This window comes from Clostridium tunisiense TJ, from assembly GCF_000300195.1.
In the GTDB taxonomy this organism is placed as follows: Bacteria; Bacillota; Clostridia; order Clostridiales; family Clostridiaceae; genus Clostridium_J; species Clostridium_J tunisiense.
In genome coordinates this window covers 442,657-464,690 of record NZ_AMQH01000006.1, presented here as the reverse complement: position 1 = coordinate 464,690, position 22,034 = coordinate 442,657, and the positions used below count along the sequence as shown (strand labels likewise).

At 32.4% G+C, this 22,034-nt stretch carries 18 protein-coding genes and 5 tRNA genes; 19 read left to right on the top strand and 4 right to left on the bottom strand.

What is annotated here, in order from left to right; translation table 11 throughout:
• Positions 1 to 19: 19 nt before the first annotated feature.
• Positions 20 to 778 (top strand): polysaccharide deacetylase family sporulation protein PdaB, encoded by a 759-nt coding sequence (gene pdaB, locus C661_RS0107620; protein WP_017414727.1) that lies wholly within the window; start codon positions 20 to 22, stop codon positions 776 to 778.
• A gap of 180 nt (positions 779 to 958) precedes the next feature.
• On the top strand, positions 959 to 1,663 hold the full coding sequence (locus C661_RS0107615) for a single-stranded DNA-binding protein (RefSeq protein ID WP_017414726.1): 705 nt from the start codon (positions 959 to 961) through the stop codon (positions 1,661 to 1,663).
• Between the two features lie 187 nt (positions 1,664 to 1,850).
• Here C661_RS0107615 and dapD read toward each other — a convergent pair whose 3' ends face one another.
• Positions 1,851 to 2,561 (bottom strand): 2,3,4,5-tetrahydropyridine-2,6-dicarboxylate N-acetyltransferase, encoded by a 711-nt coding sequence (gene dapD / locus C661_RS0107610; RefSeq protein WP_017414725.1) that lies wholly within the window; start codon positions 2,559 to 2,561, stop codon positions 1,851 to 1,853.
• Between the two features lie 563 nt (positions 2,562 to 3,124).
• Here dapD and C661_RS0107605 point away from each other — a divergent pair.
• Positions 3,125 to 3,664 (top strand): cob(I)yrinic acid a,c-diamide adenosyltransferase, encoded by a 540-nt coding sequence (locus tag C661_RS0107605; RefSeq protein WP_017414724.1) that lies wholly within the window; start codon positions 3,125 to 3,127, stop codon positions 3,662 to 3,664.
• Between the two features lie 13 nt (positions 3,665 to 3,677).
• A complete protein-coding gene (locus C661_RS0107600; RefSeq protein WP_017414723.1) occupies positions 3,678 to 4,832 on the top strand; it encodes a pyridoxal phosphate-dependent aminotransferase in 1,155 nt (384 codons plus the stop codon).
• Positions 4,833 to 5,059: 227 nt separating this feature from the next.
• Here the strand turns inward: C661_RS0107600 and dapB are convergent, their stop codons facing one another.
• The 3 genes from dapB to C661_RS0107585 form a co-directional block, all read right to left on the bottom strand.
• Positions 5,060 to 5,812, bottom strand: coding sequence for a 4-hydroxy-tetrahydrodipicolinate reductase (dapB, locus tag C661_RS0107595; RefSeq protein WP_017414722.1), 753 nt, complete (start codon positions 5,810 to 5,812; stop codon positions 5,060 to 5,062).
• A 1-nt stretch (position 5,813) separates the two neighbouring features.
• Positions 5,814 to 6,704, bottom strand: a complete 891-nt coding sequence (gene dapA, locus C661_RS0107590) for a 4-hydroxy-tetrahydrodipicolinate synthase (protein ID WP_017414721.1) — start codon at positions 6,702 to 6,704, stop codon at positions 5,814 to 5,816.
• Between the two features lie 158 nt (positions 6,705 to 6,862).
• Positions 6,863 to 7,861, bottom strand: coding sequence for an aspartate-semialdehyde dehydrogenase (locus C661_RS0107585; RefSeq protein WP_017414720.1), 999 nt, complete (start codon positions 7,859 to 7,861; stop codon positions 6,863 to 6,865).
• 809 nt (positions 7,862 to 8,670) lie between these two features.
• Here C661_RS0107585 and C661_RS0107580 point away from each other — a divergent pair.
• The 15 genes from C661_RS0107580 (at position 8,671) to C661_RS0107510 (ending at position 22,008) form a co-directional block, all read left to right on the top strand.
• On the top strand, positions 8,671 to 10,347 hold the full coding sequence (locus C661_RS0107580) for a peptide ABC transporter substrate-binding protein (protein WP_017414719.1): 1,677 nt from the start codon (positions 8,671 to 8,673) through the stop codon (positions 10,345 to 10,347).
• 70 nt (positions 10,348 to 10,417) lie between these two features.
• Positions 10,418 to 11,353, top strand: a complete 936-nt coding sequence (locus tag C661_RS0107575) for an ABC transporter permease (RefSeq protein WP_017414718.1) — start codon at positions 10,418 to 10,420, stop codon at positions 11,351 to 11,353.
• 11 nt (positions 11,354 to 11,364) lie between these two features.
• Positions 11,365 to 12,282 carry an ABC transporter permease gene (locus tag C661_RS0107570; protein ID WP_017414717.1) on the top strand — a complete coding sequence of 306 codons (918 nt, stop codon included), beginning with the start codon at positions 11,365 to 11,367 and terminating at the stop codon, positions 12,280 to 12,282.
• A gap of 13 nt (positions 12,283 to 12,295) precedes the next feature.
• Positions 12,296 to 13,318 (top strand): ABC transporter ATP-binding protein, encoded by a 1,023-nt coding sequence (locus C661_RS0107565; protein ID WP_017414716.1) that lies wholly within the window; start codon positions 12,296 to 12,298, stop codon positions 13,316 to 13,318.
• A 1-nt stretch (position 13,319) separates the two neighbouring features.
• The gene (locus tag C661_RS0107560; RefSeq protein WP_017414715.1) at positions 13,320 to 14,297 is read left to right on the top strand and encodes an ABC transporter ATP-binding protein; all 978 of its coding nucleotides are present in this window, start codon (positions 13,320 to 13,322) and stop codon (positions 14,295 to 14,297) included.
• Between the two features lie 924 nt (positions 14,298 to 15,221).
• Positions 15,222 to 16,922, top strand: coding sequence for a peptide ABC transporter substrate-binding protein (locus C661_RS0107555; RefSeq protein ID WP_026050982.1), 1,701 nt, complete (start codon positions 15,222 to 15,224; stop codon positions 16,920 to 16,922).
• 404 nt (positions 16,923 to 17,326) lie between these two features.
• A complete protein-coding gene (locus C661_RS0107550) occupies positions 17,327 to 19,030 on the top strand; it encodes a peptide ABC transporter substrate-binding protein (protein ID WP_017414713.1) in 1,704 nt (567 codons plus the stop codon).
• Between the two features lie 157 nt (positions 19,031 to 19,187).
• A complete protein-coding gene (locus tag C661_RS0107545; protein ID WP_017414712.1) occupies positions 19,188 to 19,430 on the top strand; it encodes an alpha/beta-type small acid-soluble spore protein in 243 nt (80 codons plus the stop codon).
• 195 nt (positions 19,431 to 19,625) lie between these two features.
• Positions 19,626 to 20,369, top strand: a complete 744-nt coding sequence (locus C661_RS0107540) for a class I SAM-dependent DNA methyltransferase (protein WP_017414711.1) — start codon at positions 19,626 to 19,628, stop codon at positions 20,367 to 20,369.
• A 3-nt stretch (positions 20,370 to 20,372) separates the two neighbouring features.
• Positions 20,373 to 21,251, top strand: coding sequence for an Hsp33 family molecular chaperone HslO (gene hslO / locus C661_RS0107535; protein WP_017414710.1), 879 nt, complete (start codon positions 20,373 to 20,375; stop codon positions 21,249 to 21,251).
• Positions 21,252 to 21,599: 348 nt separating this feature from the next.
• Positions 21,600 to 21,675, top strand: a tRNA-Val gene (locus C661_RS0107530).
• Positions 21,676 to 21,680: 5 nt separating this feature from the next.
• A tRNA-Asp gene (locus tag C661_RS0107525) sits at positions 21,681 to 21,757 on the top strand.
• A 17-nt stretch (positions 21,758 to 21,774) separates the two neighbouring features.
• A tRNA-Phe gene (locus tag C661_RS0107520) sits at positions 21,775 to 21,850 on the top strand.
• 6 nt (positions 21,851 to 21,856) lie between these two features.
• A tRNA-Gly gene (locus C661_RS0107515) sits at positions 21,857 to 21,931 on the top strand.
• Between the two features lie 3 nt (positions 21,932 to 21,934).
• A tRNA-Cys gene (locus C661_RS0107510) sits at positions 21,935 to 22,008 on the top strand.
• Positions 22,009 to 22,034: the final 26 nt, after the last annotated feature.

Here is a 22,034-nt window from a genome sequence, read left to right as displayed (position 1 = left end):
TATATAATTTGGGGGGAGTATGGAAACGATTATAAAATTGAAAAGAAAAATGTGGATAATAATAGTTTTATTATTAGGAACAGTAGTTATAATGAGTGGTTTGAATTACTTTACAGAAGGGGCATTTAAGCCAGTGGCAAAAACACTTCCTATATACTCAGTGGATGTGAAAGAAAAAAAGATAGCTTTAACCTTTGATGCAAGCTGGGGGACTGATAAAACAGAGAGTATTTTGAATACCTTAGATAAGTACAATATAAAGGCAACTTTTTTTCTAGTAGGGGGATGGTGTGATGAGTACCCAGAAGTGGTTAAGGAAATTGCAAAAAGAGGTCATGAAATAGGGAACCACTCTAACAAACATCCTAATTTTACTTCAATCTCTAAGGAGAGAATAATAAAAGAATTAGAAGTTACTAATGCAAAAATATTAGAGTTAACAGGTAATATGCCTAAATTGTTTAGGTTTCCAGAAGGAGCATATAATGACTTAGCTGTTGAAACTGTTGAAAAATCAGGAATGAAAACTATTCAGTGGGATGTAGATAGTTTGGATTGGAAGGGCTATGGCATTGAGAAGGAATATAAAAATGTAGTGAAAAATGTGAAGCCAGGTTCAATTGTACTATTTCATATTGATGGAAAATATACACTTGAAACCTTACCTCAAGTGCTAGAAACTTTGAAGAAGGACGGCTATGAATTTGTTAAGGTATCGGACCTTTTACTGAAGGAAGAATGCTATTTAAATCATGAAGGCAGGCAAATGAAGGAATAGAATGAATTTTTAAAAAATTTATCTTGTAATCTGTTCATAAATATTTTATAATTTTAAATATAGGAAATTGGGGAACTTACAAAGATGCAATTATTTTCACTAATTTGGTATATTTACCTTAACTCGGAAATATAAATGTAGTGAAAATGTATTAAAGAACTAAGGGAAAGAGGGGTTACAATGGACAATGTTATGTTAAACAACAAAATTTATTTAGAGGGTAAAGTGATTTCAGAATTACAGTTTAGCCATGAAATGTATGGCGAGGGGTTTTATAACTTTAATTTTGAGGTTCAAAGATTAAGTGATGCTACAGATGTTTTAATCATTACAGTTTCAGAAAGACTTATTACAGGAATGGATGTAAGCATTGGTAGTGAGCTTATAGTAGAAGGACAGTTAAGATCTTACAATAAGTTTGTAGATGGTTCAAACAGACTAATTCTTACGGTGTTTGCAAGAGATGTAAGAGAATTAAAGGAAAGAAGCAAAAATCCAAACCAAATATTCTTAGATGGATTTATATGTAAAGCACCAGTTTATAGGACAACTCCTTTTGGACGTGAAATTGCAGATATGCTTTTAGCAGTTAATAGATTATATAATAAGTCAGACTATATTCCAACTATAGCATGGGGTAGAAACTCAAGATTCTGTAAGAGCTTAGAAGTTGGAGATAATATAAGAATTTGGGGAAGATTACAAAGTAGAGAGTATCAAAAGAAGGTTTCTGATACAGAGGTTGTTAAGAAAATAGCCTATGAAGTATCTATTTCTAAAATGGAAAGAGTTACTGATGAAAATAGGGACAATATAACAGAAATTCAAATAGGCGAAAATTGCACAATTGATTCTTTAGATATTAATATGGAAGATGCAGTTTAAGCAAAATATAAGCTTTTAGGATAAAGTTTTATCTTACTCATCATGAATTCATTATTATTAATAAGTTCAAGATGAATAAATTCATCTTTAAAGCCTTAAGGGGACCAAGGTGGGCTCTGTATAAGTTAAGTATTAATTTTGGTTCAATAATAAAGGATATTTAGATTTTCTAAATATCCTTTAATTTTTATTTTCTTAAATCATCTAAAAGCTCGGTTTTACTTTTAGTTTTGTCATCTACATGTTTTATTATTTTTGCAGGAGAACCAGCAACTACTACATTTTCAGGAACGTCACTGGTAACTATAGCACCTGCTGCAACAACTGAATTAGCACCAATTTTTACACCTTCTAAAATTACAGCATTAGCACCGATTAGTACGTTGTCGCCTATAATGCATGGTTCTTTACTTGGTGGTTCAAGAACTCCAGCAACTACTGCTCCAGCACCAAGATGAACTCTTTTTCCAAGTTTTCCTCTTGCACCTACAACAGCATTCATATCAACCATGGTTTCTTCACCGATTTCAGCACCAATATTTATTACTGCGCCCATCATGATAACTGCATTTTTACCGATGGAAACTCTATCTCTAATTATAGCACCTGGTTCAATTCTTGCCTCTATATTACGTAGATCAAGCATAGGAATTGCAGAGTTTCTTCTATCATGCTCCACTTTAAAGTGATTTATTTTATCCTTGTTATTTTCTAAAAAGGAATTAACCTCTTCGCTATCTCCAAATAATATGTAAAAGCTTCCTTCACCAAAGTATTGAATATCTCCAAAAGCACAATCTTTTAAGTTCCCGTTTATGTACACCTTTACCGGAGTAGACTTTTTAGATTCTTTAATAAATTTTGCTAATTGGTAAGGGTCAGTTAAATTGTATTCCATATAATTCTCTCCTTTCACATTATAAGTATTCTTAAAGAATTCAGGTTTTATACAGATTGAGACATGATATTTATAGGTAATTGACCATATTATCCAGTGATTTACTCTCTATATAATAGAAAGAATTTAAAGTCTCGGATAAGTTAGTTTTACTATAGATATCTAAAAATGGATTTTCTATGGTAGTATATAAGTTGCAACAGTATTCCTATATTGCTTAATAAATTAAAGGCAACTTATAGGAAAGCGAATGCAAAAATAGGTTTATTATTAGTGTAGTTTCTTTATTGCATTCTATATATATTAGATAAAACCATTATATTTTTCTGTATAATTGGAATAATTTATTATAAATGTTATAATTGTATAATGCAATAGATAATCTTATTTTTAAGAAATAATTTACTAAGTTTATCTATTTAAAGGGAGCTGAAATCAGCACTTTATTCATGTGTAAGATCAATGTGGCTCCCATAAGACTTTTTAGGTAAATAACATAAATATTTATCTTTGGAGTCTGTAAATTAATATAATTATTGATTTATTTTAGGAGGTATAAAAACATGGGAAAGTTATCAAAAGGATACATACAAATATACACTGGAGATGGTAAGGGAAAAACTACTGCAGCAGTTGGTCTTGCTACAAGAGCAGCTGGAAATGAGTACATGGTTACAATGGTACAATTTCTTAAAGGTGGTGCTACTGGAGAACTTCACAGTGCTAAGAGGCTTGACCCTTACTTTAACATTTATAGATTCGAGAAACCAAGAGGATTTTTCTGGACTCTTAATGAGGAACAAAAGGCTGAGCTGAAGGAAGAAATCCAGGAAGCGTATAATTTTTGTTTAAAGCAATTAGAAGATAAGAGTTGTGATATTTTAATTATGGATGAGGTTATGGGAGCATTATCTAATAAATTGCTAACAGAAGAGCAAATACTACATCTTATGGATAAAAAGCCTGAAGATATAGAGCTTGTTATGACAGGAAGAAATGTGCCAGAGAGAATTGTAGAAAAAGCAAATCTTGTTACTGAAATGAAGGACATAAAGCATTATTTTAATGAAGGTGTTCCTGCTAGAAAAGGAATTGAATTTTAAGAGGTAAAATAATATGGAGAATATGTTCTCAAAGAATGTAGAAAGTATTGAGATTTCAGGTATAAGGAAGTTTTTTAATAAAGTAGCTAATCATCCAGGTGCCATTTCTCTAACCTTAGGTGAGCCAGATTTTAAGATTCCTAAGGAAATTAAAGAGGCAATGAAAAAAGCAATAGATGAAGATAAGACTACCTATACTCCTAACGCAGGAATTTTACAGTTAAGACAAGGTATTTCAGATTACCTTTTGAAAAATTCTATAAGGTATAATGAGAATGAAATTTGTGTTACTGTGGGAGGAAGCGAGGCTCTTTTATGTGCCTATAAGGCACTTTTAAATGAAGGAGATAAAGTATTAGTTCCAGCTATTGGGTATCCAGCTTATGAAAGCTGTGGCAAACTAGTAGGAGCAGAGGTATTAACCTATAAACTGAAGGAAGATTTTTCTCTAGATATAGACAGTGTAAGGGAAATAATAAACCAGGAACATCCTAAAGTATTAATAGTTTCTTTCCCTTCAAATCCTACAGGGGCAATAATGACAGAGAAAGATAGGGATGAACTTCATGCTTTACTTAAAGATGAAGATATTCTAATCATAAGCGATGAGATATACAGTGCCATATGTTTTGAAGAATATTATTCTATTAGTCAATGTGAAGATATAAAGGAAAAAGTAATATTAGTAAGTGGATTTTCTAAGATGTTTTCCATGACAGGCATTAGAGTAGGATATATTTGTGCTACTGAGAACATTATGAATAGTATTATTAAAGTGCATCAGTATAATGTATCTTGTGCACCATCTATAGGCCAATATGGAGCCTTAGCTGGACTTAAAGATTCTCTTTATCATTGTGAGCTTATAAAAGAACAGTTTGAAAGCAGAAAAGAATACGTTTATCAGCGATTAAAAAGCATGGGATTAAGAGTAGAACTCCCTAAAGGGGCATTTTATATATTTCCATCAATTAATAAGTTTAACCTGAGTAGTGAAGAGTTTTGTGAAAAGTTGTTAGAAAGTAAAAAAGTTGCTATTGTACCTGGCTCTGCTTTTGGAGTAGGGGGAGAGGGATATATTAGGATTTCCTACTGTTATAGCATGGAAAGTTTAAAAATAGCCCTAGATGGTTTAGAAGAGTTTATAAAGGAATTATCAAAGAAATAGAAATTAGTAAAAAAACCACTAAAGATTAACTCCAAGTTAATCTTTAGTGGTTTTTACTATTTAACAACATTTTGGAAGTTTCAAGTCCACCATCATCTATAAAGGGTTGTAAAGCAGCCTTGTAGATGCTCAGCCTAAGCAAATTACTTTGGTGTAATGAATTCCACTTGTTGGGAATAAATTTGCTTCCAAAGTTTTTAGACCTAAGCAGCTTGCTGCGACTTTAACTAGATTTTTACTACATCCTCCATAGAGTAGAGACCTTTTTCTTTACCATATATGAATAGGCAAGCTCTTATAGCACCTACAGCAAAGACTTCTCTAGAAATTGCAGAGTGTTTAATCTCTATTACCTCACCTTGACCAGCGAAAATCACTTCGTGGTCTCCAATGATGTTTCCACCACGGATAGCATGAACGCCAATTTCCTTATGATGTCTTTTAGAAATCCCTTCTCTTCCATGAACTAAAAGAGTTTCTTCTTCAATGGCATTTCTAATTGTATTAGCAAGAAGTAGAGCAGTTCCACTTGGGGAATCTACCTTTTGGTTATGATGTTTTTCAATTATCTCAATATCGAAATCCTTATAAAGTAAATTACTTAAATTTTTTAACAAATTGTTAATTATATTAACTCCAATTGACATGTTAGCAGAATAGAACACAGGAATATATTCTTTTAAAGCTTTAATCATAGCAACTTGTTCTATTGAGTAACCAGTTGTACAAAAGATAACAGCCTTATTATTTTTTATTGCATAACTAGAAATTTCTTCGAAGGCATCTGGACGGGAAAAGTCTAAGATTACATCTATATCTTTAGTACATTCTGAAATAGAGGTGAAAACTGGATATCCAAAAGGGGAATCTGTGTTTTTATCTACTCCAGCAGCAATAATAATATTTTCAAATTTTTTTATTGTTGAAGATATCATAGCACCCATTTTACCGTTACAGCCTACTAAAAGGACTTTTATCATGTTAATCCTCCTTTATGTGGATATTATAATTTTTAAGTTCAGCTTTTAATACTTTTAATGTATCCTCAGCCATATCTACAAGAGGTAGCCTTAATTTACCTGGATTTTTCCCCATTAGATTTAATGCAGTTTTTACAGGGATAGGATTTGTTTCTATAAATAAAGCATTAGTTAGAGGGATAGTTTTTAAAAATAATTCTTGAGATTTTTTTACTTCTCCATTCATGAAAAGTTCACAAATATCGTGGACATCCTTAGGAATTATATTAGCAAGCACTGAGATTATACCAATTCCACCGATAGATAAAGTTGGTAAAATTTCATTATCATTGCCTGAATAAATATCCAACTTATCACCACATAAAGCTTTAATTTCAGCAACTTGACTGATGTTTCCACTGGCTTCTTTTACAGCAGTAATATTTGGAATTTTACATAATTCATAAAGGGCTTTAGGTGTGATGTTCATACCAGTTCTAGATGGCACGTTATAAACTACTATTGGAGTGTTAACACTACCAGCAATTGCTTTAAAATGCTCGATTAATCCTTTTGCAGAAGTTTTATTATAGTAAGGATTGATAACTAATAAACCGTCAGCACCAACACTTTCTGCATATTTACTCATTTCTATAGAAGCAGCAGTGTTATTAGAACCTGTACCAGCAATAACAGGAATACGTTTATTAACTGTATCAATAACAAATTTAATAGTTTCTCTTCTTTCAGACTCACTCATAGTGGAAGCTTCGCCGGTGGTACCACACACTATGATAGCATCAGTTTTATTTTCTATATGCCATTCTACTAATTCTCTTAATTTATCAAAATCAACACCATTTTCCTTAAATGGAGTAACAATAGCAACTCCAGAGCCTTTAAAAATACTCATATATAACCTTCCTTTCAATATTTGTAATATCTGACTTTTAGTCCTTTAGATTTTCAGTATAAAATGTGGTTATTCAACTTTTTTATTCAATATAATCAGAGGGGAATAATGTGTAATTATACCCCAATTATTTTTACGAATTAATAAGCCTACAGTATTTATATTAGGCCAGTTTTGATAAAGGTTTCTGCAATTTGAACAGCATTTAGAGCAGCACCTTTTCTTATATTATCAGCTACTACCCAAAGGTTAATACCGTTATCCAAACTGAAATCTCTTCTTATTCTACCAATATAAACCTCATCTTTCCCTTCTATATGAAGTGGCATAGGATAGACATTGTTCTTAGTGTCATCCATTAATACTATTCCCTGCGAATTATTATACAGGTTCAAAACATCCTCTAAGTTGAATTCCTTTTCTAACTCTACATTAATACTTTCACTATGACCATGAACAACAGGAACTCTCACAGTGGTTGCAGTAACTTTCAACTTGTCATCGTGTAAAATTTTTCTAGTTTCCTCAATCATCTTCATTTCCTCTTTAGTGTATCCATTATCTAGAAATACATCAATTTGAGGAATCACATTATAAGCGATAGGATGCTGAAACTTCTTAGGAGCTTCCCCAGAAATCCCATTTTTTAAATCATTAAAGCCACCAAGTCCTGCACCTGATACAGCTTGATAGGTTGAGTAAATAATTCTTTTAATACCATATTTATCAAGGAGTGGCTTAAGAGCAACCACAGCTTGAATAGTAGAACAATTTGGGTTTGCAACAATACCTTTGTGCCATTTTAAATCCTCAAAGTTTACTTCAGGGACAACTAAAGGTACTTGAGGATCCATTCTCCAAGCACTACTATTATCAATTACAATAGCACCATGCTGAGCAAAAATGGGAGCAAATTTAAGACTAGTATCGCCGCCAGCAGAAAATAGTGCAAAATCTAGCTTTTTATTTACTATATTATCCTCTTTCAATTCTTCTACTAGTACTTCTTCTCCTTTAAAAGTAAGCTTAGTACCCGCAGATCGGCTAGAAGAGAAAAAGTATATATTATCTATTGGAAAGTTTCTTTCTTCTAATATAGATACAAATTGTCTTCCAACCATTCCAGTAGCTCCAATTACAGCAACATTATATTTCAATTTTATCACTCCTTAAAAGTTCTATAATATATTATATAACTTAGAGGAATAAAGTTATATAATATATTATAAAAATTTCTTTAATATTAATGTATGTCTATGTTTATTGGTGTGATATAAGTTTTTGCTTTCAACTTGATTTTGTTAATTTTTAAAGTTCTTAAGAAAATAATCTAGATTTATTTGTGGTTTCTGTGCTTATTTTGTTCATATTTATAGAGGTATATCTTAAAACCTACATTATATAGGTAATAAGAATAAGAGTGCATAAAGTAATATAGGAATTAAAGGAAGTTTAGATACTATTCTGGTGTTAAGGGGTATTTGTAAACAATATTTAAATTCCTAATAAAAGAACAATATATGGAATAATAATATTTATACAAGCAATAAATATATGTATAAATATTGTTATAAAATCTAACCCTATAAGTAAATATAATTAAATTATAAATTGTTCAAAAAAAGTTCATGAAATGGTATACATTACGCACTTATTATACGACAAAATAGTTTGACAACTTACAAGTGTCTATGATAATATTATAAAAAATGAATTTTAGATATTGCATTACTTCAAAATTCATATTGTTCTATAACTTACTAAAGAGATAACAGGAAAATTACTAAGGAAATTTATTAAGGTGTGATTTGGAAATTCAACTATTTTTTTTGAACGATTTTAATAAGATTCAAAATTTCAAGAAAATTATGTAACTTATTTAAAATTGTCAAAATATTTCAAAGTTAATAAGTATTTGAATTTATCTTACATACTTAAGAAAACAACAAACTAAGGGGGAATTTTAATGAAAAGCAAAAGAATTTTAGCAACATTACTAACTTTATCTTTATCAGCTGGACTATTAGTTGGTTGTGGAGAAAAGCCTGCTACTGATGGGGGCGCTGCTACAGCTAATATGGACAAAGAACAATATCTTAATGTTACATTAGGTTCAGAGCCTAAATCACTTGATGCATCAAAATCTTCAGACCTTTACTCTTCACAAGTATTAGTTGAGGTACAAGAAGGCTTAACAAGAATTGAGCAAGAAAATGGTAAAGATGTAATAAAGGCTGCAGGAGCAACTGAATGGACTTCATCAGAAGATAAACTTACTTGGACTTTTAAATTAAGAGATTATAAGTGGAGTGATGGAAAGCCAGTAACTGCTGCAGATTATGTGTATGGAATTCAAAGAACTCTTGATGCTAAGACAGGTTCTCCTTACGCATTCCTACTATTCCCAATAAAAAATGCTCAAAAAGTTAATGGTGGAAAAGCTTCTGTAGAAGAGTTAGGAGTAAAAGCAATTGATGATAAAACTGTACAATTTACATTAGAGTCACCAACTGCATACTTCTTAGACTTAACTTACTTCAAAGTTATGCACCCACAAAGAAAAGATATTGTTGAAGCAGCAGGGGAAAGATATGGTTCTGAAGCTGATACTATGGTGTTCAGTGGACCATTCAAAATTACAGAGTGGGTACATAATAACCAAGTAGTATTAGAAAAAAATGAAAACTATTGGGATAAAGATTCTGTAAAGCTTAACAAAGTAACTATGAAAATCATTAAAGAAGAAACTTCTAGAATGAATGAGCTATATAATGGATCATTAGATATAGCAGCAGTTACTAAGCAAGAATGGATTCAAAAATTCAATGAAACAAATAAGTTTAATGTTTTATCAAGCTATGACGCATCTACTGCATATACATTCTTTAATGCTAAAGATAAGTATTTCAGTAATGCAAAGGTAAGAAAAGCATTTATTGTTGCTCAAGATAGAGCAGGAGCAGCTAAAACTTTATTTAGAGATTTAGCAGATCCAGCACTAGCATGGTGCCCACCAGAAGTTCAAATTGGTGGAGAAGAATACAGAAAGTTAAATACTGAGCAACCAGTTAAAAAATTAGTTGATGAATTTAAAGATCCAAAAGCTCTTTTATCTGAAGGATTAAAAGAATTAGGATTAGATCCAGATCCAGCTAAGCATACCTTCAAATACTTAGAGTCAGGAACAGCAGCAAGAAACAGAGAGTTTGCTGAGTTCTATCAACAAAACTTCAAATCAACATTAGGAGTAAATGTTGAAACAGAGTATGTTGAGTGGCCAGTATTCCAAAAGAGAACAGATGAGTTAGAATTCCAAATAGCTTCAATGGCTTGGACAGGAGACTACAATGACCCAATGACATTCTTTGATATGTTTATGACAGGAGCAGGTGTTGTTCCAACAGGATGGTCAAATGCTGAGTATGATGCATTAATAAAAGAAGCTCAAACTTCAACTGATAATAAGGCAAGACTTGAAGCTTTCAAAAAAGCAGAAGATATCCTAATATACAAAGAAGGTATAGTATCTCCAACTGTATTTAGAAAGAAAAATACTTTTGTTGCTAAATATACAAATAACGTAATGACTCCATTATTCGGAGTAACTGAATACAAATATGCTTATACAAGTGGAAGAAAATAAGATTTAATTTTATTGTTGCAACAGATGGAGAGTCTGTTGCAACAACTTTACGCTAAATGGAGGGATGATGATGTTAAAATTTACTCTTAAGAGGTTTGGGTATATGCTAGTTACGTTATTTATAGCGGCATCTATCACATTTATGCTTATTCATGCTATACCTGGAGACCCATTAGCTAGTTTGGCTAGAAACTTACCACCACAAATTAAAGCAAACTACTATGAAAAGTATGGTTTGAACAAGCCGGTTATTCAACAATATGGATTATTTGTTAAAAACGCAGTTTTACATGGAGATTTAGGACAATCTCTACTTTATCCAGGCAGAGAAGTTACAAAAACAATTTTAAAGTATGCACCAATTTCAGCTAGAGTTGGTTCACAAGCAATTTTAATGGGATTCACAATTGGTATTACTCTCGGAATTATAGCAGCTCTTAATAGGGGAAAATGGCCAGATTACGTAGTTATGTTTATAGCTATATTAGGTATTTCTGTACCAGGTTTCGTTGTTGCGGCATTATTACAATATACATTTACAGTTCAATGGATGATTTTACCATCAACTGGATGGGGGCAATTTAAGCATACAATACTACCATCTATAGCATTAAGCTTTAGTTCTATAGCAACTTATGCTAGATATATGAGAGCTAACTGTCTAGATGTTATTGGACAAGACTATATTTTAACAGCAAAAGCAAAAGGGGTATCAAAGCTTAGCTTAGTATTTAAGCATGTTATAAGAAATGCGATACTTCCAGCTATTACACTGTTAGGACCACAGATTGCAGGTATATTTATAGGATCATTCGTTATAGAAAGTATATTTGCTATACCAGGTCTTGGTCAGTATTTCGTATCTTCAGTTAATGATAGAGACTACCCAATGATTATGGGACAAACTATATTTGTAGCGGTATTATATATTGTTGCATTGTTCATTGTTGATATAGTGTATGGATTAATCGACCCAAGAATCAGAGTAACTGGTAAGAAGAGATAGGAGGAGCAACTATGGCAGAACTATCAAGAGAAAAATTTCAGATTATAGGCTGTGAAAACTTAGACTCAGAAGGAATACTAAGACCTAGTATGACTTATTGGCAAGATGCTTGGAGAAGATTAAAGCAAAATAAAGTAGCTACATTCTCTCTAATACTGCTAATTTTAATTTCGCTAATGACAATCATAGGACCTATGATTGCTAAATATTCATATGAAGTAACAGATAATAACTTACTTAACTTAAAACCAAATGGAGACCATTGGTTTGGAACTGACAACCTAGGTAGAGATTTATTTGCTAGAGTTTGGAAGGGTGGAAGAATTTCTATCGTTATTGGTCTAGTCGGTGCACTTATTGACACAGTTGTAGGTTCTATCTACGGTGGTGTTGCTGGTTTCTTTGGAGGAATAGTAGATGACATCATGATGAGAATAATTGAAATAATAGCGAGTATTCCATACCTTGTAACAGTAATCCTTGTTAGATTAATTGTTGGACCTGGAATACAATCTCTTATAATTGCTATGACAATCGGTGGATGGGTTTATATGGCGAGGCTTGTAAGAGGACAATTATTACAAATAAAAGAACAGGAATATATTTTAGCAGCAAAAGCTCTAGGAGCTAACCCATCAAGAATAATAGCAAGACACTTAATACCAAACACTTTAGGTATTATGATAGTAGCTATTACCTTTGATATACCAGGATATATATTCGCTGAAGCGTTCTTAAGTTTCTTAGGACTTGGAGTTCAATCACCAAACACAAGCTGGGGAGCATTAGCAGCTATTGCACAACCTAACTTAATGTTCTATCCATACCAGTTATTCTGGCCAGCGTTATTTATTTCTTTAACAATGTTATCATTCCAATTACTTGGTGATGGCTTAAGAGACGCCCTAGATCCAAAAATGCGTCAATAGGGGAGGGTTAGCAATGGAAAAAATATTAGATGTACAAGACTTAAGAGTATCATTTCATACTTATGCAGGAGAAGTAAAATCTGTAAGAGGCATAAGCTTCCATTTAAATAAAGGTGAAACCCTAGCGGTAGTTGGAGAATCAGGATGTGGCAAAACAGTTACATCAAAAGCCATTATGAGATTGCTTCCTGAACCAATGCCAGCAGAAATTAAAAAGGGTTCAAAAATAGTTTTCGAAGGTAAAGATATATTAGGAATGGATGATAAGGCTTTAAGAGAGTTAAGGGGATCGGATATATCTATGATATTCCAAGATCCTATGACTTCTTTAAATCCAACCATGACTATAGGAAAGCAAATTGCCGAGAGTTTAATTATACACAGAGGAATGAGCAAAGATGAAGCTATAAAAGAAGCTACAAAAATGCTAAACCTTGTTAATATTCCAAACGCAGATAAAAGGGTTCATCAATATCCACACGAATTTTCAGGTGGTATGAGACAAAGAGCTATGATTGCTATAGCTTTAGCATGTAACCCAAAAATATTAATAGCGGACGAGCCAACAACAGCTCTAGACGTTACTATTCAAGCACAAATTATGGATCTTATAGCAGATCTTCAAGAAAAATTAGGTACAGCAGTTATATTAGTTACTCATGATTTGGGAGTTGTTGCAGACGTTGCTGATAGAATTCAAGTAATGTATGCGGGACAAATCATAGAAAGAGGAACTGTTGATGAGATTTTCGCAAATCCTCAACACCCATATACTTGGGCTCTGTTACAATCTGTACCAAGATTAGATACTAAAAATAAAGATGTATTATATTCTTTACAAGGAACACCTCCAGATCTAATTAAACCACCAGTGGGATGTCCTTTTGCAGCAAGATGTGAATATTGTATGCAAGTATGTTTAGAAGAGATGCCAGAAGCTACTACTATTTCAGATACTCATGAAGTTCTTTGTTGGTTGAAACACCCAATGGCTCCAAAAGTAGAAGTTCCTGAAGCATTGAAGAGAGGTGTATAATATGGCTAATCAAAATGTGAAAGAGAAAAATGGCGTTTTAATTGAAGTTAAAAATCTTAAAAAATATTTCCAAGTTGGAAAAGATGCTACATTAAAAGCAGTTGATGATGTAAGTTTCAATATATATAAGGGTGAAACATTAGGATTAGTTGGAGAATCTGGTTGTGGTAAGACTACTTGTGGTAGAACTGTTATGGGTCTTTATGAAGCTTCCGGCGGACAAATCCTATATGATGGTCATGATGTTAGCAAATTAAATAAAAAGGAAAAGAAAGAGTTCACAAGAAGAGCTCAAATAATATTCCAGGACCCATATGCGTCACTTAACCCAAGAATGACAGTTGGAGATATCATAGGAGAAGGAATTGACGTTCATAATCTTCATACTGGTCAAGAAAGAACTAACAGAATATATGAGTTACTACAATTAGTTGGATTAAACAAAGAGCACGCATCTAGATTTCCACATGAGTTTTCAGGTGGACAAAGACAGAGAATAGGTATAGCTAGAGCACTTGCTATAGAGCCAGACTTTATAGTGTGTGACGAGCCAATATCAGCTCTAGACGTTTCTATCCAAGCTCAAGTAGTTAACTTACTTATAAAGTTACAAAATGAATTAGGATTAACTTATCTGTTTATTGCTCACGACCTTTCAATGGTTAAGCATATTTCAGATAGAGTTGGAGTTATGTACCTTGGTACAATGGTTGAACTGGCTTCAAGTGCTGACTTATATGACAAGCCATTACACCCATATACTCAAGCCTTACTTTCAGCTATTCCTGTACCAGATCCAGAAGTTGAAAGAAATAAAAAGAGAATTCCTCTTGAGGGAGAAGTTCCAAGTCCAATTAACCCTAAACCAGGTTGTAGATTTGCTCCAAGATGCAGATATGCAAAACCTGTATGCAGCGAGAAAACACCTGAGCTTAAGGAAATTGAACCAAATCACTTTGTTGCATGCCATTTATTATAATAAGTTAAGAGATAGGATTTATCCTGTCTCTTTTTGTTTTTTGTTTTAAATTACCAAGTTACCCTATGAAATATATAGGGTGAAATAAAGAGACTACATTAACAATAAACCAACTTTTCATTCTTTCCATGCAAGTTGCTTTTAATTTATTGAGTAATGCAGAAATACTGTTGCAACTTATATGTTTGGACAAAGATGTTAGGGGGGGGATATGTGAAAGGTTGGGAGAATATCTTATAGGTATAAGTGATAAAGTTCAATATAGAACAATAAAATATATAGATATACTTATATAAACCTTTTAAACCTTAGAAAATCATCTATAAGGAATGGGTTTAATAGATACTTGGGGGAAAACTTCTCACATTATGCATAGAAGCAGTGTAGATATGTGCATTTAGATGAATTTTTATAGTGGGTACCAAGGTTAGAATGCAATAAAATGAATGAAATTTATTATATTCATGCATAATTGTGAAATATAACATATATTTACAAAAAATAAATTTAAAAAATATTAACTTTTATAAATGTACAATATATTAATAAAGTAAATACAACTAAAGTTGTAATATACTAGATACATTAAATGTAGTTATATATATGAGCTAGACTAATAACATTAAGTTCATACAATGTTTAATTATTAACTAAATTTAAACAAAAGTCGCTGTTTAAATACAACTAAATTGTTTTGATAAATGTTAATGTCGAAAAAATAAAAATCATTTTTCAGAAAAATGTGTTGATTTATTTATTGTTTTATTATATTATATAAATAAGTTAGACGGGGGAGACACACTAGTATATAACATCACTTAACTTTAAGATATTAAATCCTAAATTTATGAAATTATGTATTAGGAAGATTAATAAATGGAGCATAGGTTAAATGACCGAGCTAAACAAAAAGGGGGATTATCTGTGAAAAGTAAAAAATTATTAGCTGCATTATTGGCTTCATCAATGGTGGCGTCAATTGCATTAGTTGGATGTGGATCAAAAGGAGACGACAAAAAACCAGCTGATGGTGACAAACCAGCAGAAGCATCAAAAATGGACAAAGAGCAATATTTAAATGTTGTGCTAGGACAAGAACCAAAAACTTTGGACCCATCTAAAGCAACAGATTTATATTCTTCACAAGTTCTAGTAAATGTTATGGAAGCGTTAACAAGACTTGAAGTTGACAAGGATGGAAAAGACGTTATAAAACCAGGTGCAGCTAAAGAATGGAAAAAGTCTGATGATGGATTAAAATGGACATTTACTTTAAGAGATGCAAAATGGAGTGATGGTAAACCAATAACAGCAGAACAATTCGTTTATGGTATACAAAGAACTTTAGCTAAAGAAACAGGTTCTCAATATGCATTCCTATTATACCCAATAAAAAATGCTCAAGAATTTAACACTGGAAAGGCTAAAGTTGAAGATGTTGGAGTTAAAGCAGTAGATGAGAAGACATTAGAGTTTACACTTTCTTCTCCATGCGCTTACTTCCTTGATTTAACATATTTCAAAGTTATGGAGCCACAAAGAAAAGATATAATAGAGCAACACGGTGATAAGTATGGTACAGAACCAAATACAATGGTGTTTAGTGGTCCATATACAATTACTGAATGGGTTCATAATAACAAAGTTGAATTAGTTAAAAATAAAGAGTACTGGGATAATTCAAATGTTAAGCTTGAAAAAGCTACAATGAAAATAATAAAAGAAGAAACTTCAAGAATGAATGAATTGCTTAATGGTTCTTTAGATACTGCAGCAGTTACTAAACCTGAGTGGATTCAAAAGTTTGATGATACTAAAAAGTTTGATGTTAAAAAGGGTTATGACTCATCATCAACTTATACATTCTTCAACCAAAAGGATAAGTACTTTGCAAATGCAAAAATTAGAAAAGCCTTTTCAGTAGCTGAGGATAGAGAAGGAAGAGCTAATACTTTATTTAAGAAGTTAGCTGAGCCAGCAACAGCTTGGTGTCCACCAGCTATCCAAATTGATGGAAAAGATTATAGAGAAAAAGTGGCATATAAGCCAATTGAAGATTTAAAGAAAGAAAATCCAGATGCAAAAGCATTACTTGTTGAAGGATTAAAAGAATTAGGCTTAGATCCAGATCCAGCTAAGCATACCTTCAAATATTTACAATCAGGAACAGATGCAAGATCTAAAGAATTTGCTGAGTTTGCTCAACAAAACTATAAAACAGCTCTAGGAGTAAATATTGAGTGTGAGTATGTTGAATGGGCTATATTCCAAAAGAGAACTGATGAATTTGAATATCAAATTGCTTCTCAAGGTTGGAGTGCTGACTACAATGATCCAAATACATTCTTTGATATGTTCATGTCTAATGCTGGTATAGCTCCTACTAACTGGAAGAGCGATAAGTATGACAATTTAATCAAAGAAGCAGCTAATACTATAGATCCTGCTAAGAGAACAGATATATTTAAACAAGCAGAAAAAATTCTTGTTTATGATGATGCAGTAATAAGCCCAGGTGTATGGAGATTTAAGAACACTTATGTTAGAAAGTATGTTAAAAACTACATGTCTCCTACCTTTGGAAACCTTGATTTAAAATACACTTATACTGAAGGCAGAGAGTAATCTTTAGCAATTTAGATGTAAATTAATAGGAAATATTTAAAAGTAGTACAATGAAAATTGTACTACTTTTTTTCGCTGTTTTTCTTGATTATTCAGGTGATAAGAGGTAAAAAATGCAGTAATTTTTCAAAAAAATCATATATTAATAAATATTTAAAAATAAAAATAAAATGTGAACTGGATACACTAAGTTTTCATTTAAACCTTATTGATTTTTAAAAAAATGAAGTATATGATATAAATAACAGAAAATTATAAAAATCTTGAATTTTCATTTATAAAAGCAACAAGGGGACTGCTTAAAGATTTTATAATTTCTAATATTTAGTTTCAATGTGTAAGAAAAACTCAATTTTACAAAAGAGTTTTTATTAGAAAGAAACAATAAGAAGGGGGATTTTTTAATGAAAAGCAGAAAACTTTTATCTGTATTACTAGCGTCATCTATGATTGCATCAGTAGCCTTAACTGGTTGTGGTGGAAAAGATGACAAAAAGGCAGAAGGAGAGAAGTCAGGAGAAAACGCTCAAGCTGTAAAAATGGACAAGGAGCAATATTTAAATGTAGTTTTAGGTGCAGAACCAAAAACTTTAGACCCATCTAAAGCAACAGATTTATATTCTTCTCAAGTTCTTGCAAACACTATGGAGGCGTTAACAAGACTTGAAGTTGGGAAAGATGGCAAGGATGTTATAAAGCCAGGTGCTGCTAAAGAGTGGAAAAAATCTGAAGATGGATTAAAATGGACTTTCACATTAAGAGATATGAAGTGGAGCGATGGTCAAGCTGTAACTGCAGAGCAATTTGTATACGGTATCACAAGAACTCTTGATCAAAAAACTGGTTCTCAGTATGCGTTCTTATTATTCCCAATAAAGAATGCTAATGAATTCAATACAGGAAAAGCAAAAGCAGAAGATTTAGGAGTTAAAGCTATAGATGAAAAAACTATAGAGTTTACTTTGGCTTCACCTTGTGCATATTTCTTAGATTTAACATATTTCAAAGTAATGGAACCACAAAGAAAAGATATAATAGAAAAACATGGTGATAAATATGGTAGTGAAACAGATACTATGGTATTTACAGGTCCTTTCATCATTTCTGAGTGGGTACACAACAATAAAGTAGAATTAGTTAAGAATAAAGAATATTGGGATGCAGAAAATGTAAAGCTTGAAAAAGCTACTATGAAAATCATAAAAGAAGAAACAGCAAGAATGAATGAGTTATACAATGGTTCATTAGATGCTGCTGCAGTAACTAAACAAGAATGGGTTGATAAGTTTAACCAAACTGGTAAGTTCGAGGTTAAAAAAGGATATGATGGATCAGCTACCTATACTTTCTTTAACCAAAAAGATAAGTATTTGGCTAATGCGAAAATAAGAAAAGCATTTATAATTGCTAATGATAGAGCAGGTACAGCATCAACTTTATTCAGAGGACTTGCAGAGCCAGCTAATGCATGGTGTCCTCCAGCAATTCAAATTGATGGAAAAGACTATAGAGAAACAGCAACATATCTACCAGTTGAGGAATTAAAGAAAGCTAATTCAGATCCTAAAGCTTTATTAATTGAAGGATTAAAAGAATTAGGGCTAGACCCAGATCCAGCTAAACATACATTTAAGGTTCTACAATCAGGAACTGATGCTAGAGCTAAAGAGTTTGCTGAGTTTGATCAACAAAACTATAGTAAAGCACTTGGAGTTAATATAGAGTGTGACTATGCTGAGTGGGCAGTTTTCCAAAAGAGAACAGATGAGGGAGATTACCAAATTGCTGGTCAAGCTTGGGGTGCTGACTATAATGACCCTAACACCTTCTTTGATATGTTCATGTCAGAGGCAGGAATCTGCAATACAGGTTGGAAGAGTGAGAAGTATGACAATCTAATCAAAGAAGCAGGTAACTCTATAGACCCAGCTAAGAGATTAGAGAAGTTCAAAGAAGCAGAAAAATTATTAGTATTTGAAGATGGCGTAATCAGTCCAGGAGTTTGGAGATTTAAAAATACTTTCGTAAGAAAATATATTAAAAATTACATGTCACCAACTTTTGGAGCACTTGATTTAAAATACACTTACACTGAAGGAAGAGAATAATTTAATTAAGAGCAGTATAACTCAAGTTATACTGCTTTTATTTTTGTATAGAGGCGTTGCATATTATGCTTTCTGAAACTTAAGTCTTTAATTATTTTATTAATGAATAAAAAACTTCTCCTTGTAGAAAATAGTAATATAAATAAGGAGGGGTACTATGGGAAAAACACCACTAAAAAAGGTGATTAAATCAAAGTTAAAAAGCAATAGAGAATTAACTCCCCAAGAAAAAATGAGAGAAGAAATTAAATATGAAATTGCAGAGGAATTGGGACTTATAGATAAAGTTAGAGAGTTAGGATGGAGTGGACTTACAGCAGAAGAAACAGGAAGAATTGGTGGATTAATGACTAAAAAGAAAAAGATGTTGAATATGCCTAAAAATAAAGATATGTTATAAAAGATTTAGACAAAACTATTATTTTAATGTAAAATATGTTAGTAATATAATTCATGTAAGAGATTAAAATAACTGGGCCTTTTAATTAACATTGATAAAATATTTAGGTATTATACATATTTACTTCAATACTTTTTATGAGAGCTCTATTAAAGATGATTTATAGATTTGTAGAAGGATAAGTTAGGTGATTTTATGGAATGTTACAATGAGTTTGCAGATGTTTATGATGAACTTATACATGGAGATGTAGATTATAAATCTTGGGCTGAGGTTATAACAGGTCTTTGTGATAAAGCTGGATTAACAAAAAGAGACTATTTAGATTTAGCTTGTGGAACTGGAAATTTAACTGTAGAGGTAGGCAAGTTTTTTAAAACTACCACTGCTGTAGACTTATCAGAGGAAATGCTATCAATAGCTGAAGATAAACTTAGAAATAACCATGTAAGAGCTAAGGTGATATGTCAAAATATTTGTGAACTAAACTTAAGAAAGAAATTTGATTTAATAACTTGTGCATTAGATTCCACTAATTATATTTTGGAGAAACAGGATTTAATTAATTACTTTACTTCAGTTTATCAGCATTTAAAAGATGAAGGACTTTTTATCTTTGATATAAACTCTCAGTATAAGTTGTTAGAAGTTTTAGGGGAGAATACTTTCAATTATGATAATGATAAAGTAGTTTATATTTGGGAAAATGAAATTGAAAATGAAACTATAAATATGTATCTCACTTTCTTTATAAAAGAAGGACAAGTTTATAGAAGGTTTGATGAGCATCATAGGGAGAAAATCTATAGTGAAGAGTACTTAGAGGAAGTTTTGCAAAATATAGGTTTTCGAATCATACAAAAATTAGATGATTATAAAAGCAATAATATAAAGAAAAATACAGAAAGAATAGTATATGTTCTAGGAAGAAGGGAATAGCATATGGATAAGTTAGTTAGAGCTACTGCTCAAAATGGAGACATAAGAATTATAGGTGCAACTACTACAAGTTTAGTTCAAGAAGCTATGGAAATTCATAAATGTACGCCAACAGCTGCAGCAGCATTGGGAAGAATGTTAACTGCGGGAAGTTTAATGGGAGCACTTTTAAAAAATGAAAAGGACAGCTTAACAATTCAAATTTCTGGAGGTGGTGAAGCTAAAGGAGTTATTGTTACAGCACATGCAGATGCTAATGTAAAGGGATATATAGGTAATCCAGAGGTTGACTTACCTTTAAATTCTATTGGTAAGTTAGATGTGGGTGGAGCTATTGGTACCAATGGATATTTGAAAGTTATAAGAGATATGGGACTTAAAGAACCCTATATAGGTCAAGTGCCTATTCAAACAGGTGAAATTGGGGATGATTTAGCTTACTACTTTACGGCTTCAGAGCAAACTCCATCTGCGGTAGCCTTAGGAGTGCTAGTGGATACGGATTTAACTATAAAGGCAGCTGGTGGGTTTATAATTCAAATGATGCCGGGAGCATCAGAATTTGTGGCAGATATATTATCCTACAGACTTCAAGAGGTGCCATCTATAACTTCTATGATTTCTGAAGGTATGTCTATGGAAGATATATTGAAATATATTTTTGAAGATATGGATTTAAAAATACATGAGGAATTAACACCGGAGTATAAATGTGATTGTTCAAGAGAAAGAGTAGAAAGAGCACTGATAAGCATAGGGAAAAAAGATCTTCAGGAGTTACATGAAGAAGGCAAGAGTGAAGAGTTGTTGTGCCATTTTTGCAATAAAGCATATTTGTTCACTAATGAAAATATAGGTAACTTATTAAAGGAATTAAATTAAGAAACCTTTAAAATAGTTAACTATTATTTACTTTAAATAATTTTAGCTTAATAAGTTCTATTGGTAGCTGTGGTGTTATCAATAGGGCTTATTTTTATATATAAGTTGGTGAAAATGAGGGGTGGTAGTTCACTAGAGGTGCAAAAAAAGATGCTATTGAGTAAATTTGAGTATTTAGTAGAAAATAAAAGAGATTGCATGATATTTTAGGAAAATAGTTGAAATAATTGTTGACAGAGGAGTGTAAGTTTTGTATATTATATATGTGCCACGGAACAGTTTAAGGTAATAAAAAAACTGTTGACACAATATTAATTAAGTATTATAATAATACATGTTGGAAGAATTGGTCGCATAGCTCAGCTGGGAGAGCATCTGCCTTACAAGCAGAGGGTCACAGGTTCGATCCCTGTTGCGACCACCATATATGGCCCAGTGGCTCAGTTGGTTAGAGTGCCGGCCTGTCACGCCGGAGGTCGAGGGTTCGAGTCCCTTCTGGGTCGCCATTAATTTAATAAAACAAGGCTCGATAGCTCAGTCGGTAGAGCAGAGGACTGAAAATCCTCGTGTCGCTGGTTCGATTCCTGCTCGAGCCACCAACATGTGCGGGAGTGGCTCAGTGGTAGAGCGTCACCTTGCCAAGGTGAACGTCGCGAGTTCGAATCTCGTCTTCCGCTCCATGTGGCGCCATAGCCAAGTGGTAAGGCAGAGGCCTGCAAAGCCTTTATCCCCAGTTCAAATCTGGGTGGCGCCTCCAAAAAAGCATTGCATTAGCAATGTTTT

What these genes read in the sequence shown, in the direction of transcription:
- C661_RS0107550 (WP_017414713.1), top strand. Translation starts at nt 17,327, where the DNA reads ATGAAAAGCAGAAAACTTTTATCTGTATTACTAGCGTCATCTATGATT.
- C661_RS0107565 (WP_017414716.1), top strand. Translation starts at nt 12,296, where the DNA reads ATGGAAAAAATATTAGATGTACAAGACTTAAGAGTATCATTTCATACT.
- C661_RS0107560 (WP_017414715.1), top strand. Translation starts at nt 13,320, where the DNA reads ATGGCTAATCAAAATGTGAAAGAGAAAAATGGCGTTTTAATTGAAGTT.
- C661_RS0107600 (WP_017414723.1), top strand. Translation starts at nt 3,678, where the DNA reads ATGGAGAATATGTTCTCAAAGAATGTAGAAAGTATTGAGATTTCAGGT.
- C661_RS0107545 (WP_017414712.1), top strand. Translation starts at nt 19,188, where the DNA reads ATGGGAAAAACACCACTAAAAAAGGTGATTAAATCAAAGTTAAAAAGC.
- C661_RS0107575 (WP_017414718.1), top strand. Translation starts at nt 10,418, where the DNA reads ATGTTAAAATTTACTCTTAAGAGGTTTGGGTATATGCTAGTTACGTTA.
- C661_RS0107570 (WP_017414717.1), top strand. Translation starts at nt 11,365, where the DNA reads ATGGCAGAACTATCAAGAGAAAAATTTCAGATTATAGGCTGTGAAAAC.
- C661_RS0107605 (WP_017414724.1), top strand. Translation starts at nt 3,125, where the DNA reads ATGGGAAAGTTATCAAAAGGATACATACAAATATACACTGGAGATGGT.
- dapB (WP_017414722.1), bottom strand. Translation starts at nt 5,812, where the DNA reads ATGATAAAAGTCCTTTTAGTAGGCTGTAACGGTAAAATGGGTGCTATG.
- pdaB (WP_017414727.1), top strand. Translation starts at nt 20, where the DNA reads ATGGAAACGATTATAAAATTGAAAAGAAAAATGTGGATAATAATAGTT.
- C661_RS0107615 (WP_017414726.1), top strand. Translation starts at nt 959, where the DNA reads ATGGACAATGTTATGTTAAACAACAAAATTTATTTAGAGGGTAAAGTG.
- hslO (WP_017414710.1), top strand. Translation starts at nt 20,373, where the DNA reads ATGGATAAGTTAGTTAGAGCTACTGCTCAAAATGGAGACATAAGAATT.
- dapA (WP_017414721.1), bottom strand. Translation starts at nt 6,704, where the DNA reads ATGAGTATTTTTAAAGGCTCTGGAGTTGCTATTGTTACTCCATTTAAG.
- C661_RS0107540 (WP_017414711.1), top strand. Translation starts at nt 19,626, where the DNA reads ATGGAATGTTACAATGAGTTTGCAGATGTTTATGATGAACTTATACAT.
- C661_RS0107580 (WP_017414719.1), top strand. Translation starts at nt 8,671, where the DNA reads ATGAAAAGCAAAAGAATTTTAGCAACATTACTAACTTTATCTTTATCA.
- dapD (WP_017414725.1), bottom strand. Translation starts at nt 2,561, where the DNA reads ATGGAATACAATTTAACTGACCCTTACCAATTAGCAAAATTTATTAAA.